Genomic DNA, 17,595 nt, shown 5'->3' on the forward strand with positions numbered 1-17,595 from the left:
AAATTATCTGTTTCTACTCTTATTCTACCTGATCTTCCATTTACCTGCAATTTTACTTTTGCTGAATTTATATTGTTTGATGCGCTATTTCTTCTTTCATTTGCTCTCATTAGATTACTTTTTAATAGGCTTGTCTCACTGTAGGATATTCCTACTATTCCACTTCTACCTAAACTTATAGTACTCAAATCTCTTCTCCTTTATCTTAATTGTTATTTTATAATATATAATTATTCTGCACATTTTATTTTTTTCCTCTATATTCCAATACAATTTTTAAGTTTACTAATTTATATATTGAATATATTTACTTTTTAAAATATCAAAAAAATCCCAAGTAAATAAATACTTGAGATTTTAAATTTATTGCAGCTCGAAAGCTCCTGTATAAAGTTGATAGTATTTTCCTTTTTGCTCAATTAAATCATCGTGATTTCCACGTTCTATTATTCTTCCTTGTTCAAGAACCATAATTACATCTGAGTTCTTAACTGTAGAAAGTCTATGAGCAATAACGAATACTGTTCTACCATGCATAAGTTTATCCATACCTTCTTGAACTATTGCTTCAGTTCTTGTATCTATACTTGATGTTGCTTCATCTAGTATTAATACTGGAGGATCTGCAATGGCAGCTCTAGCAATTGCTAATAGTTGTCTTTGTCCTTGTGATAAATTAGCTCCATCACCTGTTATCATTGTATCGTAACCTTGTGGTAAATGCTTAATAAATGTATCTGCATTTGCTAGTTTTGCAGCCGCAAATACTTCTTCATCAGTTGCATCTAGCTTACCATATCTAATGTTATCTGCTATTGTTCCTGTAAATAGATGAGTATCTTGAAGAACTATTCCTAGTGATCTTCTTAAATCATCTTTTTTAATTTTATTAATATTGATTCCATCGTATCTGATTTTCCCATCTTGAATATCATAGAATCTATTAATTAAATTAGTTATTGTAGTTTTACCTGCACCTGTTGCTCCAACAAAGGCTACTTTTTGGCCTGGCTTTGCAAATAATTTTATATTATGAAGAATTATTTTCTTTTCATCATATCCAAAGTCTACATCATCAAATACCATATCTCCAAGCATTCTTGTGTAAGTTATTGTACCATCGCCATGAGGATGTTTCCATGCCCATATTCCTGTACGTTCTTTAACTTCTTCTAATTCTCCATTTTCTTTTACTTTAGCATTAACTAATGTAACATATCCATCATCAGTTTCATGCTTTTCATCTAAAAGTTCAAATATTCTTTCTGCACCAGCTAGTGCCATAATTACTGCATTAAATTGTTGTGACATTTGTGATATTGGTTGATTTAGATTTCTTGTAAGTTGTAAGAATGATGCAAGAGCACCTAATGTAAATCCACCAACTCCTTTTATAGCTAAAATACCACCAGCAATTGCTGTAAGAACATAGTTTATATAACCTAAGTTACCCATAATAGGCATTAAGATATTTGCAAAAGTATTAGCTTTATATGCGCTATCACATAAATTTTCATTTAATTTATCAAAATCAATTTTTGATTCATCTTCATGACAAAAGACTTTAACTACTTTTTGTCCTTCCATCATTTCTTCGATAAATCCATTAACTTTTCCTAAATCTCTTTGTTGCTTTCCAAAGTAAAGTGAACTTTTTCCACCAATTACTTTTATAACTCTAAACATTATAAAAATCATTACTAGTGCAACTATAGTAAGTGGAAGACTTAGAACTATCATTGATATAAATACACTAACTACTGTTATTACAGATGATACTAATTGTGGTAAGCTTTGACTTATCATTTGTCTTAATGTATCTGTATCATTAGTATATAAGCTCATTACTTCTCCATGAGGATGAGTATCAAAGTACTTTATTGGTAAACCTTCCATATGCTCAAACATGTCATCTCTAATCTTTTTAAGACTTCCTTGAGCAACAACTACCATAATTCTGTTATATAAATAGGTTGAAAATGTTCCTATATAATATATTACTGCCATCATTCCAATTGTCTTTAATAATGGTCCAAAGTTAGGATTTGATTGACCTAAAAATGGTGTTATATAATCATCTATTAAAGTTTTAAGGAATAATGTACTTGCTATAGTTGCAAGTGAACTAATTAATATACAAATTACAACAATTATAAATTGAAATTTATATTCTTTAAAGACATAACCCAAAAGTCTACTTAATGTCTTCATTGGATTTTTGCTTTTTCTTCCAACTGGCATTTTCCCTGGTGCTCCTGGGCCATGGCTTTTTGATCTTTGTCCATTATTTGGCTTCATCTTCACCAGCTCCTTTCACTTGACAATCATATACTTCTTTGTATATTTCATTTGTTTTTAATAACTCTTCGTGAGTTCCAATTCCATCAATTTTACCATCATTTAATACTATTATCTTATCTGCATCTTCAACTGAAGAAATACGTTGTGCAATAATTATTTTTGTAGTATCTGGAATTGATTCTTTAAATGATTTTCTAATTAATGCATCTGTTTTTGTATCAACTGCACTTGTTGAATCATCTAAAATTAATATTTTTGGTTTTTTAAGTAATGCTCTTGCAATACATAATCTTTGCTTTTGTCCACCTGATACATTTGTACCACCTTGTTCAATATAGGTATCATATTTATCAGGGAAGTTTTCTATAAACTCACTAGCTTGTGCTGCATTACACGCCTGTACAATTTCTGCATCAGTAGCATTTTTATTACCCCATCTTAGGTTTTCTTTTATAGTTCCTGAGAAAAGTACGTTCTTTTGAAGAACCATAGAAACTTCATTCCTTAATGTTTCAATATCATAATCTCTAACATCTACTCCACCAATCTTTAATGATCCACTTGTTACGTCATAAAGTCTTGGAATAAGTTGAACAAATGTTGATTTTGCACTTCCTGTTCCACCTATGATTCCAACAGTTTCACCTGATTTTATATTTAAGTTTATATTTTCTAAATTTAAATTATCTTCTTTTTTACTATAACTAAAGTTAACATTATCAAATTCAATAGAACCATCCTTAACTTTATATATAGGATTTTCAGGATTTTTTAAATCACTTTCTTCTTCTAATACTTCAATAATTCTTTCTCCTGATGATTTTGCCATTGTAACCATAACAAATACCATTGACATCATCATAAGACTCATTAAAATATTACCAGCATATGTGAATAAACTCATAAGTTCTCCAGTTGTCATATTATTTGATACTATCATCTTTGCACCAAACCAAGAGAATAACAAGATAATTGTGTACATAGTAAATTGCATTATTGGTGCATTTAAAATTATTATCTTTTCTGCTTTTACAAACATATTATATAAATTTTGTGAAGCCTTATGGAACTTATTAGTTTCATGCTCTTCTCTTACATAAGCTTTAACAACACGAACACCTGTTAAATTTTCTTGAACACTAGCATTTAAATCATCATATTTTCTAAATACCTTTTTAAAAATAGGATGAGCATTTGAAATTACTAAAAATAAAGAAACACCAAGAAATATAATTGCACCTAAGAATATTAAAGACATCTTAGAATTAATATAGAAACTCATTACCATAGCTGCTACAAGCATAAATGGTGCCCTTACTAATGTTCTAATTATCATTAAATATGCATTTTGAACATTTGTTACGTCTGTTGTTAATCTCGTTACAAGTCCTGCTGTGGAATATTTATCTATATTTGAAAAAGAATAATCTTGTATTCTATAAAACATTCCTTTTCTCAAATTTTTAGCAAATCCTGTAGATGCTTTAGCACCAGTTTTTCCAGCTAAAGCCCCAAATGTTAGGGATATGAATGCCATAACTAACATGATTACTCCAAGTACAGTTACATACTTCATATTTCCCTTCTCTACCCCATTATCAATAATCATAGCCATTAATACAGGTATAATTACTTCAAGTATTACTTCAAAAGCAATAAAAACAGGAGTTAAAATTGAATCTTTTTTATACTCCCTAATATAACTAGCTAATTTTTTAATCATACTATTCCTCCTTTTGTTAGATTTCTAACCTTAGTATTAAAAAATCACTCTATTTTTATTAGCTTTCCACCATACCAACAAAATATAATATACATCTTACTTGAATCTTTACTCGATTAAATTTATTACTTTATCTAGTAAGAGAATTTAAATAAAATCTAATATTATAATCATTTAATTTGTTAGGCTTCTAACTAATTAACTAAAAAAAATTGCATTACTCTGCAATCTTCTTACTTAGCCTTTCTAATATATCATTAAACAATTCAAGCTCTTCTTCACTTAATGAATTATAAATTATAGATTCTACAGTTTCAATTTCTTTATATACAGATTTATGAACTTCAGCTCCCTTATCTGTTAATATAATCTTTTTTAACCTAGCATCTTCACAAACGCTTACTCTTTCGATTAATCCATTCTTTTCCATTAAAGAAAGTACACTTGTTACAGAAGAACGTCTAATATCAAATTCTTCTTCTATTGTTTTTTGAAATATGTCTCTCTTAGGTGCTTGATGAAATATATACCCTAGAATTTTTGCTTGCATAGTGCTTATCCCATATTCTAAGGATACTTTACCTATTCTTCTTTTAATTTTATGAGATAGTATATTGATTTTTCTTCCAATGTGTTTTATTTCACTCATTAATTACACCCACACTTTTGTTAGACTTCTAACTAATTATAAAACTATTTATAATTCTTGTCAATCTAGTGGTTTCGATTACACTAAATATTTAATTTTTATATTAATTTAATTAAATATTTATAAAACATCTATTGTAAAATAATGTAATTTGCATTTTGATTTCAAGGGTATCATATTTCGTTAGTCCCCTGATTTTTTATGTTGTAAATTTAAATACATCTCATGTTAATGTTAATCCAAGAATTTAATCAAGATAGATTTAAAAAAAGGAGATTTAAATACATCTCATGTTAATGTTAATCTCATCCCTATTAGCTAATTCCTTTATTACTTTAAATAATTAAATACATCTCATGTTAATGTTAATCAAAGAGAATTATAAAATTATAGTTCTCAATATTAAATTTAAATACATCTCATGTTAATGTTAATCGAGAAATCTTACTTACTAGCCTTTATTTTTTTATATTTAAATACATCTCATGTTAATGTTAATCTAAACTTTCTTAACCAAAAAAGTTATAGTTTTTTGAATTTAAATACATCTCATGTTAATGTTAATCTTGTATTTTGTAGATGTTTATGTAGAACATAACTTATTTAAATACATCTCATGTTAATGTTAATCAAGAGAAGAGTTGGTTGAGAATATAGCTAGTTATGAATTTAAATACATCTCATGTTAATGTTAATCGAACAGTTAGGTGCATTTAATTCTTTAGATAATGCATTTAAATACATCTCATGTTAATGTTAATCCTATTGAATTAGGAAATAAATTAAGTGAATCAAAATTTAAATACATCTCATGTTAATGTTAATCTTAAAGATGATTGTAATTATAGATTGAAAAAATTTAATTTAAATACATCTCATGTTAATGTTAATCTTATAAAAAATAAATAAAGGGAGGATAAGAATGTCATTTAAATACATCTCATGTTAATGTTAATCCATTGATTTTAAGCCTTTCATAAATTATACAATCCTAAGGAATCTTTGTAAATACCTCACTTTCCAAACTTTTTACCAACCTTACTTAAATTAAAGAAACTTTATATAAATGACAGCCTAAACAGGCAATATAACTTATTTTTCAAATACTTCATGAAATAATAACTTGGTAAAAATACTTAATATGTTTTTTAACACTCCAAATAATATCAAGGGGGTCGCGTAACGCGACCACCTTTGCAATCTGAATAATAAGTCTATTTATAATTTATTCAAATGAATATAATACTAAATCATATAAAAATTGTTACTACTTTCCACACATTTTATGTAAGGTTAGCTTGACACTCACCTAAAGAAATGCTAAATTAGAAATGTAAGGTAAACATTACAAGGAGTGATATTTGATGAAAAATAAATTAAAACAATTTCGTGAAGATTTGGGTTTAACTCAAGAGCAATTAGGAAAGCTTGTAGGTGTTTCCAGACAAGCAATTAATGCTATTGAAACTGAAAAATTTGAACCATCTATTTGGTTAGCTTATGATATTGCTAAAGTATTTCATAGTAATATAGAAGAAGTTTTTCTTTTTGAGGAAAGTGAAAGGAAATCAAGATCTGAACAAAGTAGAGGTGTTGTTTAAATGGCTTTAAGACAAATTAGATTATTTGACGATGAAATATTAAGAAAAAGAAGTAAAGAGGTTGAAGTTGTTGATGATAAAATAAGACAAATATTAAATGATATGGCTGATACTATGTATAATACAGAAAATGGTGGTGGATTAGCTGCTCCACAAGTTGGTATTTTAAAAAGATTGGTTGTAATAGATATGGGACAAGGGCTTATAAAGCTTGTTAACCCTAAAATAATAAAAAAAGAAGGAACTCAAGAAGTTATTGAAGGTTGCTTAAGTATTCCAAATAAATGGGGAAAACTTAAAAGACCAGCAAAGGTAACAATTCAAGCATTAAATGAATATGGCAAAAAAATTATTTTAACAGGTACAGGTGATTTAGCAAAATGCTTCTGCCATGAAATAGATCATTTAGATGGTATTCTTTTTACTGATTTTGTTACTGAATATATAAAATAGCATAGTTAAATTTATCAGTAAATAGGTTAAATTTTCACCGATAAACCTACTCCTCCATAATATGTAATATAGTTATTTAATTTAACTATATTAGGAGTCTACAGCAATTTATACAGAATTCATTGATTCAATTATTTCAATGCCTCCTAACTCTACTTTACTTCTTCAAATAACTAATAGTTTATTATCTATCCAAACAATTGCTATAAATATATTTTGGTACGAAATTTAAATAAAATAGGAGATATATCTAAAGTGCTATTTATATACACTACACTTTAACTATCTCCTATTCCTTATTATAACCTTTCTTTTATTTCTCTTTTTATAAATTTCCCACTACCTTTTTCCCCTATAAAATTATTATCCTTTACTATAATATTTCCCCTTAAAATAGTATAAATAGGATAACCTTTTACTTTGATTCCTTCATAAGCACTGTAATCAACATTTGAATGCAAATCATTTATAGTTAATTCTTTTTCTATAGTTGGATCAATTATAACTATATCTCCATCTGACCCTACTTGTATTGAACCTTTTTTAGGATACAATCCAAAAATTTTAGCAGGATTCGTACAGCAAACTTCAACAAACTTATTAATGTTGATTTTTCCTTTCATTACTCCTTCTGAAAAAATTAATGGTATTCTCTCTTCAATTCCTGGTGCTCCATTAGGACATTTTGTAAAATCATCTTTTCCAAGTTGTTTATCTTTACTAAAGGCAAATGGACAGTGATCTGTTGCTATAGTTTGTATATATCCATCCTTAATTCCCTTCCATAAAGAATTTATATCATCTTCTTTTCTTAAAGGAGGACTCATAATATATTTTAATCCCTCATTATTTTCCAAATCATATTTGCTATCATCTAAAACTAAATATTGAGGACATGTTTCTGCATATATGTTTTGTTCTCTATCTCTTGCCATTTTTATATAGCTCAATCCTAAATTTGAAGATAAATGAACTATATATAAAGGTGCATCACCTGCCATTGATGATAAATTTATCATTCTGTTTACAGCTTCACCTTCTGCTTCTACAGGTCTACTTAAAGGATGATATTTAGGAGTTTTTAATCCATTTTTCACATAATAATCTTTTAATACCTTTATACTACCATGATTTTCACAATGAACAGTTGTAACTCCATTAAGTTCTTTTAATCTATTTAATACTTTTAATACTTCCTCATCATTTACCATATAATCATATGTTAAATAAACTTTAAAGCTTGGTATCCCTTCATCTTTCACTATGCTTTCCATTTCATTAAGTATTTCTTCATTGACATGTTGAATTACTCCATGAAAACTATAATCTATTACTGCATTTTTATCTGCATATCCATGATATACATCTACTTGATGCTTTAAATTACATCCCTTAGGTCCAAAACCCATATGATCAACTATTGTAGTTGTTCCACCACAAGCTGCTGCAACTGTACCTGTATAAAAATCATCATTTGCTACAGCAGTTCCAACATCTAAATTTAAATGAGTATGAACATCTACCCCACCTGGTATTACATATTTCCCCTTAGCATCAATTACTTCATTTGCTTCTTTATTGATACAAGTACTAATTTCTTTTATAATGTCATCTTCAATATATATATCACCTTTATATGTTTCACTTGCTGTTACAATTGTCCCATTCTTTATTAGTAATGACATTAGCTTCACTTCACTTTCTTATATTTAAAATAATATATCTTTACATTATTTATTATATATAAGCAATGAATATGCCAAATTATATTTAATTGTAACAACTCATTTTTTAAGTATAATTTAATATCAATTTGAGAATTGATTATCATTTTGATAAAGCATTTTATACCATGATATCTTTAAATAGATCCTACACAATTTAAAATTATATATTATGCATTTCATGCTAAAGCAATTCTATAAAATCATTCAATAAAATAATAAGACATCCCAAAATTTTAATATTATGAGATGCCAATTTTATTAATATTTTTATTATCTTAATATTGATTGAGCCATTCTTCTATAAGTATGTCTAATTCCTCTTATTGTTACTGAAAGAGCCATTATGTTTTCAGGTAATGCTATTCCAAAAGTTCCACAATCTCCAATATGTTGAATATCAGCTCCTGCCATTTTTGAATTTAATGCTATTTGCTCTATTATACTTTTACTTGAACCTTCTTGAGATGTTCCTATTGTAGTCATTGCAAGTGCATCATTTTCATGAATAAGAGAAATTATTTTCTTTGCTAAATCTAAATCATATCCTGGTACTGTTCCTGGAGCTGGTATTAATACAACATCTGCCCCACAATCTATAAAGCCTTTTATAGCATTTTCATCATATATATTTCCACTTCCTGCTCCATGCATTTTTCCTGCTATAATCAAAGTGCTATCACCTAATACTTCCTTAGCAAGCTTTATTCCTTCGCAAATGGTCTTTTCAGTAACACCTGTATTAGGGTTTCCTGTTAATACTATATAATCAAAACCATATTCCTTAACCTTCTCAAGATTTTCTCTATTTAATGTATATCCTCTTTCATAAGTGCTTCCTGCTGGTACAGGTTCTAAATTTACGCCTATCATTCTACCAACTAGCTTTTTAATATTTTTTATATAATCTTTATTATTTAAATTATCTTTAATTTGATCTCCTATTTTAGCTAAGTTATCTATTGAAGAAAGTAAGTTTGTTCCCCCATCTATTCCAAAAATAAAAGGTTTTTCAAAATTAAATGTATTTAAAGTTATCATATCTGCTCCAAAACTTGCAGCAAGCTCTAAATTTGATACTTCTCTTATAAATGGAGTATAACTTATAATAGTCTCTGACATAACAGTTCTACCTTCTGAAGTCTTTATTATCTCCTTAAGAGTATTCTTATTTAAACTTTCGATATCACTTGTTGTTAATTCAAATATTCTTTTCATAAATCTATTCTCCTTTATAGTTATTATGTAAACTATTATATAATACTTTTCTCCTTTTGAAAACGTTAACCGATATGAACATTATTATAATACTATTTAATAATATGGAGAAAATACATATAATATGATATCCTAATATTTACAAGGGGGTATAGATAATGAAAAAACTAATTTTCTTTTTAACCTTATTATTTTCATTAACAATTCCTATTACTGTATTTGCAGATAGTAAGAATTATTCAATTGATAAACTACTTATTAATGCTGAAATACAAAACAATGGGGATGTTTTAGTAAATGATGAATTTACTTATACTTTTAATGGAGATTTTAATGGTATTTACCTAAATCTAAATTTAAATGGATCTAATGGTTATTCTATTAATAATGTAACACTTGAGGATTCTACTGGATCATATAATTTAGAAAACAAAAATGATAAATCAAATAACAGTTACGAAATTATAAATACTGATGGGAAAGTTCAAGTAAAGATTTATTCTAAAAGTAGTAATGAAGAAAAGAAATTTAAAGTTGAGTATTTAATAAGCTCTGCCGCAAAGAAATATGAAGGTTTTAGTTCTTTAAATTGGAGCTTTTATACAGCTTCAGCAGATAATCCAGTAAATAATGTTGAACTAAATTTAAAATTAAATTCCGCAAATTTTAATGCAAATAATTTATATTATACTGTTTATGGTGATGGAATTTTTAATGCAGGAACTTCAGAAGATAAAATTAAAATTACTGGTGAAAACTTAACTTCAAATTTTGGTCTTGATTTAGGATTTCAGTCTGATTTTCTTACAATTCCAATTACAACTTCACCAATTGAAAATAATAACAACTCAAATATTATAGATAATAATATAAATGGATATTTAGAAAAAGATTCTTCTGATATGTTATTACCTATTTTAATTCCTTCTTCATTGATTTTGTTAATAGCTATAATATTTTATCTTGCACACAAGCGTTCAAAAAGAATTTTCAATGAAGCTTTAAATGAATATAGATCAAACTTTGTTTTTATACAAGAAGATATGCTTCCATATCCACCTTCTAACACAAGCCCAGCTTTGGTTGCATATTTATATAACAAAAATAATATTAATTGGCCTCTAGTTCCTTCTACATTAATGTATCTTGCAAATAAAGGTTTTTATATTCTAGATAGCAGTATATCTGATGGAGATGAACTTATTAATGTTAAATTTAAAAGAATAAAAGAAAGTTCAAAATGTGAATATTCACATTTAAAAGTTTTAATGGATTGGTTTAAAAAATATGAAGATAGTAATAATGAATTTTCTTTTGAATCTATAAAAAAGAAAATTAATAATAGCCAAAAGGTCGCTAAAAAATTTAATAATTCATATTATGATTTTATAAATGAAGTTAAACAAAATGGAAAATCTCATAATTATTATATAAGTATTAAGAATAAAGAAGTATTAAATAATGATGCTTATAATGAATATCTTAAATGGTCTGCTTATAAAAAATACTTATTATCATTAATAAATACTGAAAATATAGATAATATTAAAGAATCTATAATATATGCTCCTGCATTGGGAATAAGTCATTATGATTTAGATATAGATACTCCTAATGGAGATTCCCTTTCTAATAATAATTTTAATCACACTTTTTATAGTTGCTATATGACAAATTTATTTTTATTTAATGAAATACACAATTCAGTAAATGAGAATTATGGAAATGATACAAATTTCAATAATAGCATGGATTTTAGCAATAATAGTTTTAATGACTTTTCATCTGGAGGAGATTTTTCAGGTGGCGGAGGCGGAGATTCTGGCGCATTTTAAAATTAAGGAAGTCTATTTAAATTAGACTTCTTTTTATATTAGGCTTATTTTAGTATTAATATTTTTATTTTATTAAATTATTATATTCTAGATATAAAGTGTTTTATAATTATGATAATGAACTCAACTTAGTTTTATATTTTAATTTTTCATTATCAAATTCTTAAATAAATCTTAAAAGCCTTCTATTTTTCTACTTTCTTTAATAATATTAAAGTAAAGCAATTATATATATGTAAAAGGAGTTTTTTATTATGAAAAAAAATATACTAAAGCTAATTACAGCATGCACTGTTGCATTTTCCTTATTTAGTTTTACTGTACAAGCCCAAAATAATGAAAGAGTTACTTTTGGTATTGACTTAACAGATGCTCAGGAATCTGAAATGTTAAAAGAATTTGGTGTTAAAGAAAATGAAGTTAGCATAGATAGAATAACTAATGAAGATATTATAAAACAATTAGGTCTTGATCCAAATGATCAATCTAATTATCAAGGTGGTTGTTATTCCTCTTCATATGTTAAGCTTACTAATAATGGTGGAATACACGTAACAGCTAAGAATTTAACAGAAGTCACTCCACTTATGCTTTCAAATGCTCTAGTTACATCTGGAGTAACTAATGCTGAGGTAAAAGCAAGTTCACCTTTCCATGTTACTGGTACTTCTGCATTATCAGGAATATTAAAAGGTTTTGAAGCTGTTAAAGGTGAAGAGTTATCATTAAAAAATAAAAAGACAGCTCAAGAAGAAATAGAAACAACATCAGATCTTGGAGAAGAAATTGGATATGATGAAGCTGCTAAAGTTATTAATGATGTTAAAACAAAAGTTATAAAAGAATCTCCAAAAAATAGTGAAGAAATATCAAAAATAGTTGAAACTGTTACAAATAATTATACAGTTGAAATATCAGATGAGCAAAAAGAGCAAATAAAAGCTTTGATGGCTAATATAAATGACTTAGATATAGATTATGATAATGTTAAAGATACTTTAAAAAATATAGGTAATCAAATTTCAGAAGCACTAAAAAACTCTGGGAAAGATATTCAAGATAGTGGATTCTTTCAAAGACTTTTTGATGCAATAGGTAACTTTTTTTCTAAGTTTCTTGATTGGATAAAAGGATTAGGAAATAATTAAAAACTCCATACTTACTTATTAAACTAAAAGCAATTAAATTTTATAGTATAATATATAAAGTTCCAACCATTTGCCTTAAATTTGGTTGGAGCTTTATAATTTCCTATGTCATATCCTTAATAATAAAGAATTATATATTTCATGAAATTAAATATGGTTAATTTATATTACCACTACAAATAAGACTATTTATACTAAGTCAGATAACTGAAATCTAATAACTTTTTTAAGCTCATCTAAGCTTAATTCCACTTGATATCCTATTTTACCAGCACTAAAAATAAATGTTTCTAGTTCTTCAACTGATATATCAATTGTTGTAACAAATGATTTCTTCATACCAATAGGTGAACATCCCACGTGAATATATCCTGTCAATGGTAGTAATTCTTTTGATTTTATCATTTCAATAGATTTTTCACCAACGCTTTTTGCTGCTTTTTTTAAATTCAATTCTTTTTCTACAGGTATTACAAATACATAATAGTTTTTTGATTTACCTACTGTAACAAGAGTTTTAAAAACCTGATTTGGGTCTTGCCCTAAAACGCTAGCAACTTCTACTCCACTTATAGCATCAGTATTTACATAAGAATAACTATTATATTTAATCTTCTTTTTATCCAAAATTCGCATTACATTTGTTTTTTCATCCATTTAGTATCCCTCCAAACAATACAATTATATCACTTTATAAAAACATTACCATTTTAAAACACTATAAGATTATTTAATAAAAATCACTAGTACCTCTAGCTAACTTTCTTAAACATTGTATATCTATAATTATTCTAATTTTATATTGTAATAAATAACGCCTTATTAAATCGTTTTCTAAAATATATTTCCATGCTAAAATATTAATATATAAATGAAATGAATATAAGCTAACTTTTCATGTTTAAACTATATTTATCATATATTTAAAATAAACTCTACTTAATATTTATTAACATTAAAAGGGAGATTGAGATTTATGAAATTACAAAAAGAACTGCAAATTTTGCTAGAAGATTAAAGCTAGAAAATGATATATTCTTTACAGGAAGGCTTGCAAATTCAAATTCATTTAAAGAAATAATAAGTGATTATTTAGAATTTAAAGTTGTAACTGATGAGTTAAGTCAATATGCAGGAGCAATTGATGCATCAGTTATAGGCTACAAGAAACATAAAAAATTATATACTAAATAAAGATAGCCAAAATTTTGGCTATCTTTATTTTATTCTATATAAATGTTAGAAAACTCCATATCCATGGTTTGAACTAACCTATTATTTATAAGATTCATATCTAATACTTTAGTATCATCTGAAGCTACTTTATTAGGAAGGATAATAGTAAAAGTACTACCTTTTCCCAATTCACTTGTTAATTCTATTTTTCCGCCCATAGAATTTATAAGCATTCTAACTAAGCATAATCCTATTCCTGTTCCTTCAGACTTTCTTGTTAATTCATTATTCACTTGTCCAAACCGATTAAAAATAATTTCTTGTTTTTCTTTAGGGATACCTACTCCCTCATCTTTAACTTTAATATTAGTATAGCTAGCATCACAATCTAGCTCAACCTTTACAGTCTTACCATTTGGAGTAAATTTAATTGCATTTGATAATAAATTCAATAATATTCTTTCATACTTTTCATCATCAACAGCTATAATTTTTTTATCAATATTACAAGTAAATTCAAGATTAATATCCTTTCTCACAGCAAAACTTCTAACAGATTCAGTAATTGCTTTAGACATACTTACAATATCATAATTACGTAAATTTACATTCAAATAGCCAGCATCAGCTCTTGTTATATCTAAAAGATTATTTACAAGCCTTAGCTGTTGTAATGTACTTAGACTTATTTTATCTATATAACTTACAACTTTTTCAGGTAAATCTTTTCTATAAACTAAATTTAATAGTTGAGTCGTAGAACTCATAACTGTTAATGGTGTTCTAAACTCATGTGCAATAAAAGAAAAAAATTCCTCTTGAGTTTTTAATATTTCTTCTAGTTCTTTTTGATGACTTATATTGTCAGTTATGTCTATTCCAACTTTTATAACTTCCTTTATTTCACCATCAACATCAAATATATATTGATAGAAAGTTTCTATATATATATCTTTCCCATTAAGCACCACTTTAATATTACTTCCCCTAATCATAGAACTATTTTTTTGTTCTTTATCTAACATTTCTCTATCATTACTTGGAATTTGTAAAAAGGATGAATAAGTATTCTGATTAGAATATATTATTTCTTCTTTTACTTTTTTATTATAATGTATTACTTTAAAATCTGGATATGAAAATCTACATATAAGTAAATCTAAACTATCTATAATATTAAAAAAATTATCTCTTTGCTTTTTTAAATAATTTTCAACTCTCAATGAATCATTTAAACATCTAATACTAGATATTGCTCCAACCAACTCATTATTTTGATTATATAAAGGATTGCAACTTATATCTGTTTTGATAGTTTTATCAGGTCTTTCACATATAAATCTCATACTTCTTATAATTTCTCCATTCAATGACCGAGAAGATGGTAATTCACTTATATGCAATATATTCCCATTCAAGTCATAGTACTTAGTATGAGCAAGTGTTTGACCTAATACTTTTAACTTATCAGGTTCATAGAAAAAATCTTTAGCTGCTCTATTTAAAAATTCAACTTTCCCCTTTTTATCAAAAAAAATTAACCCGTCGGTTATATTTTCAACTACGTTTTTATATTTAAAAACTTCTTTACTTAATTTAGAATTTTCTTCTTTTAATCTTGTATTTTCCTCCTTTAATTTTAAAATTTCATTTTTTAGATTTTCTTTTTCAATAGCACTTTCTGTTACATTTAAAAGTGTTATTATTAAAAAAATCAGTGAATTTTCTTCCTTTACAGGAGTAATTACACATTTTAAATAATCTATATCACCATTCTTATTTTTATGAATAAGATCTTGAGAGATTTGTATTTTTCCGCTTTCTATAGAATTTTTTAGAAGATTTAATACATTGTCTTTATCATTTATATCCATAATTTCTTGTAGTGACATCTTTAAATATTTTGATTTTTTAATACCTATGCCTTCTAATATATCTGTATAAAATTTATTTGATTTAACTAGCTCTAAATTAGGGAAGCTATAAACACCAGTCCCTGACTTATCATCATTAAACAAGTCATCTAATGAAACTACTCCGCTTAAATCATCTCGTTCTAATTTAGAATCTTTATCACAAAAATTAACTAAATTACCCATATTTTTCACCCTAATCCCATATAAAATATAAAATAAAATTTATTATTTAATAAGCAATATATATAATACCATATTTTACGATTTTTTACCACATTTCACCTTAAAAATGCAAATCCATTCTACATTATAACTTTATACTCCACATCACCTAGAAAATAATTAATAAATATATATTTTATAGTATTGTTATATGTTTTTCAATATTTGTATATTTGAATATATTATTCTCTTGATTAACGGTAGAAAACTTAACTCAATTTTTCGTTCTATTCTATTAGAGCTTTAATAGTTTTAGTTCTTTTCAACAGTTCTAAACCTATACTAAAAAATACAACTTTAATAATAATCTATATTTTAAATCATTTATATTTTTTATTTTGTAAAATTCCCTTTATTTTTTGTTAGTAAAAATATTTAATATATATAAAACTAAAAATAACAAATAAAAGTATACTTAAATAAAATAAGTATACTTTTAAATTAATTTTTATATTTTTATATTTTTATATTTATTAATATAAATGTTTTATGTTTAGCTTTATGAGTTTACAATTTCTCCTCCATTAACATGAATAGTTTCTCCTGTTATGTATGATGCACCATCACTTGCTAAGAAAACATAACTTTCCCCAAGTTCAACTGGCTGAGCTGCTCTTTTCATTGGGCTAGTTGTACCAAAGCTAGCTACATCACTTTCAGCAAATGATGCTGGAATTAATGGTGTCCATACTGGTCCTGGCGCTACAGCATTAACCCTTATTCCTTTGTCAGCTAAATTTAATGCTAATGATCTTGTAAATGAAGTTAACGCACCTTTAGTCATTGAATAATCTATTAAAGTCTTATGCCCATGGTAAGCAGTAACTGAAGTAGTATTAATAATACAGTCTCCTTCACTTAAATGTTTTAAAACTTCCTTTGTTATAAAAAATGCTCCAAATACATTAGTTTTAAATGTTCTTTCAAACTGTTCTTTAGTTATCTCTGTTAATGCATTACATACATGTTGTTCAGCAGAATTATTTACTAGTATATTAATTTTATTGAACTTACTTACTACTGAATTAACAGCAGATATACAGAAATTTTCATCACCAACATCACCACTTATTAAAATACATTCTCCATTAATGTCTTCTATAAGCTTTTTAGTTATTTCAGCATCTTGATGTTCATTTAAATAAATTATTGCTATTTTGGCACCTTCTTTAGCAAATGCTATAGCTACAGCTCTACCAATTCCGCTATCTCCACCTGTAATAATTGCTACTTTATCTTTTAACTTATTGCTTCCTTCATTACATGTAACTGACTTAAAAATTGGTTTTGGATTCATATTTTCCTCTATTCCAGGCTGTACACTTTGATGCTGTGCTGGAAACTGTGTAGGATAATTATTATTCATTTGATTTCTCCTTAATACTATAATTATTTTTAAACTTTGCATTAGCCTCTACGCTTTCTAAGTAATTAGTCTTATTAACTATATTCTTTTCGAAGCTTTTTACAGCGTTTCTAGTAAAATTTCCTATATTCATTAAATCGCTATACTCTTCACTCATAATAACTACTCCTTTCTATATGTTAATAATTATATTTTTTATAATTTACTGAAAAAATATACTTTTCTGAATCTTATATTCTTCATATATTTAGCTATCAGTGATA

Annotated in this window: 14 protein-coding genes and 1 CRISPR repeat array; of the genes, 4 read left to right on the forward strand and 10 right to left on the reverse strand. The window is 26.4% G+C overall.

The window, feature by feature from the left end:
* The 4 genes from I2E83_RS15805 to I2E83_RS15820 form a co-directional block, all read right to left on the reverse strand.
* Window positions 1-188, reverse strand: a 188-nt coding sequence (locus I2E83_RS15805) for a hypothetical protein (protein WP_195430796.1), incomplete at its 3' end; no start/stop codon positions are given.
* A gap of 175 nt (window positions 189-363) precedes the next feature.
* A complete protein-coding gene (locus I2E83_RS15810) occupies window positions 364-2,298 on the reverse strand; it encodes an ABC transporter ATP-binding protein (RefSeq protein WP_195430799.1) in 1,935 nt (644 codons plus the stop codon).
* On the reverse strand, window positions 2,285-4,024 hold the full coding sequence (locus I2E83_RS15815; RefSeq protein WP_195266838.1) for an ABC transporter ATP-binding protein: 1,740 nt from the start codon (window positions 4,022-4,024) through the stop codon (window positions 2,285-2,287). The genes I2E83_RS15810 and I2E83_RS15815 overlap by 14 nt, the downstream gene beginning before the upstream one ends.
* 217 nt (window positions 4,025-4,241) lie before the next feature.
* Complete coding sequence (locus tag I2E83_RS15820) at window positions 4,242-4,673, reverse strand: MarR family transcriptional regulator (RefSeq protein WP_195266837.1); 432 nt, start codon at window positions 4,671-4,673, stop codon at window positions 4,242-4,244.
* A gap of 210 nt (window positions 4,674-4,883) precedes the next feature.
* Window positions 4,884-5,630: direct repeats of the CRISPR family, unit length 30 nt; unit sequence ATTTAAATACATCTCATGTTAATGTTAATC.
* 407 nt (window positions 5,631-6,037) lie between these two features.
* Between I2E83_RS15820 and I2E83_RS15825 the strand changes: the two genes are divergently transcribed.
* Together I2E83_RS15825 and def are read left to right on the forward strand one after the other, a co-directional pair.
* Window positions 6,038-6,274, forward strand: a complete 237-nt coding sequence (locus I2E83_RS15825) for a helix-turn-helix transcriptional regulator (protein ID WP_195264607.1) — start codon at window positions 6,038-6,040, stop codon at window positions 6,272-6,274.
* Window positions 6,275-6,727: a peptide deformylase gene (gene def, locus I2E83_RS15830; RefSeq protein ID WP_195264606.1), complete on the forward strand. Its 453-nt coding sequence runs from the start codon at window positions 6,275-6,277 to the stop codon at window positions 6,725-6,727. It abuts the gene before it with no gap.
* A gap of 299 nt (window positions 6,728-7,026) precedes the next feature.
* Here the strand turns inward: def and hydA are convergent, their stop codons facing one another.
* On the reverse strand, window positions 7,027-8,412 hold the full coding sequence (hydA, locus tag I2E83_RS15835; protein WP_195430802.1) for a dihydropyrimidinase: 1,386 nt from the start codon (window positions 8,410-8,412) through the stop codon (window positions 7,027-7,029).
* A 312-nt stretch (window positions 8,413-8,724) separates the two neighbouring features.
* Window positions 8,725-9,669, reverse strand: a complete 945-nt coding sequence (locus I2E83_RS15840; RefSeq protein WP_195430805.1) for a hypothetical protein — start codon at window positions 9,667-9,669, stop codon at window positions 8,725-8,727.
* Window positions 9,670-9,827: 158 nt separating this feature from the next.
* On the opposite strand from I2E83_RS15840, the gene I2E83_RS15845 reads away from it, so the two are divergent.
* Window positions 9,828-11,504 (forward strand): DUF2207 domain-containing protein, encoded by a 1,677-nt coding sequence (locus I2E83_RS15845; protein WP_195430808.1) that lies wholly within the window; start codon window positions 9,828-9,830, stop codon window positions 11,502-11,504.
* A gap of 254 nt (window positions 11,505-11,758) precedes the next feature.
* Entirely contained in the window at window positions 11,759-12,652 is an 894-nt protein-coding gene (locus I2E83_RS15850; RefSeq protein WP_195264602.1) for a DUF1002 domain-containing protein, read from the forward strand.
* Between the two features lie 189 nt (window positions 12,653-12,841).
* On the opposite strand, the gene ybaK is transcribed toward I2E83_RS15850, so the two are convergent.
* The 4 genes from ybaK to I2E83_RS15870 form a co-directional block, all read right to left on the reverse strand.
* Window positions 12,842-13,309, reverse strand: coding sequence for a Cys-tRNA(Pro) deacylase (gene ybaK / locus I2E83_RS15855; protein ID WP_195430811.1), 468 nt, complete (start codon window positions 13,307-13,309; stop codon window positions 12,842-12,844).
* 566 nt (window positions 13,310-13,875) lie between these two features.
* The gene (locus I2E83_RS15860) at window positions 13,876-15,927 is read right to left on the reverse strand and encodes an ATP-binding protein (RefSeq protein ID WP_195430813.1); all 2,052 of its coding nucleotides are present in this window, start codon (window positions 15,925-15,927) and stop codon (window positions 13,876-13,878) included.
* A 538-nt stretch (window positions 15,928-16,465) separates the two neighbouring features.
* Entirely contained in the window at window positions 16,466-17,332 is an 867-nt protein-coding gene (locus I2E83_RS15865; RefSeq protein WP_195264599.1) for an SDR family oxidoreductase, read from the reverse strand.
* Complete coding sequence (locus I2E83_RS15870; RefSeq protein ID WP_195430815.1) at window positions 17,325-17,489, reverse strand: hypothetical protein; 165 nt, start codon at window positions 17,487-17,489, stop codon at window positions 17,325-17,327. The genes I2E83_RS15865 and I2E83_RS15870 overlap by 8 nt, the downstream gene beginning before the upstream one ends.
* Between the last annotated feature and the right edge of the window lie 106 nt (window positions 17,490-17,595).

The sequence above is a fragment of the Clostridium sp. D46t1_190503_E9 genome, assembly GCF_015555225.1.
In the GTDB taxonomy this organism is placed as follows: domain Bacteria; phylum Bacillota; class Clostridia; order Clostridiales; family Clostridiaceae; genus Clostridium.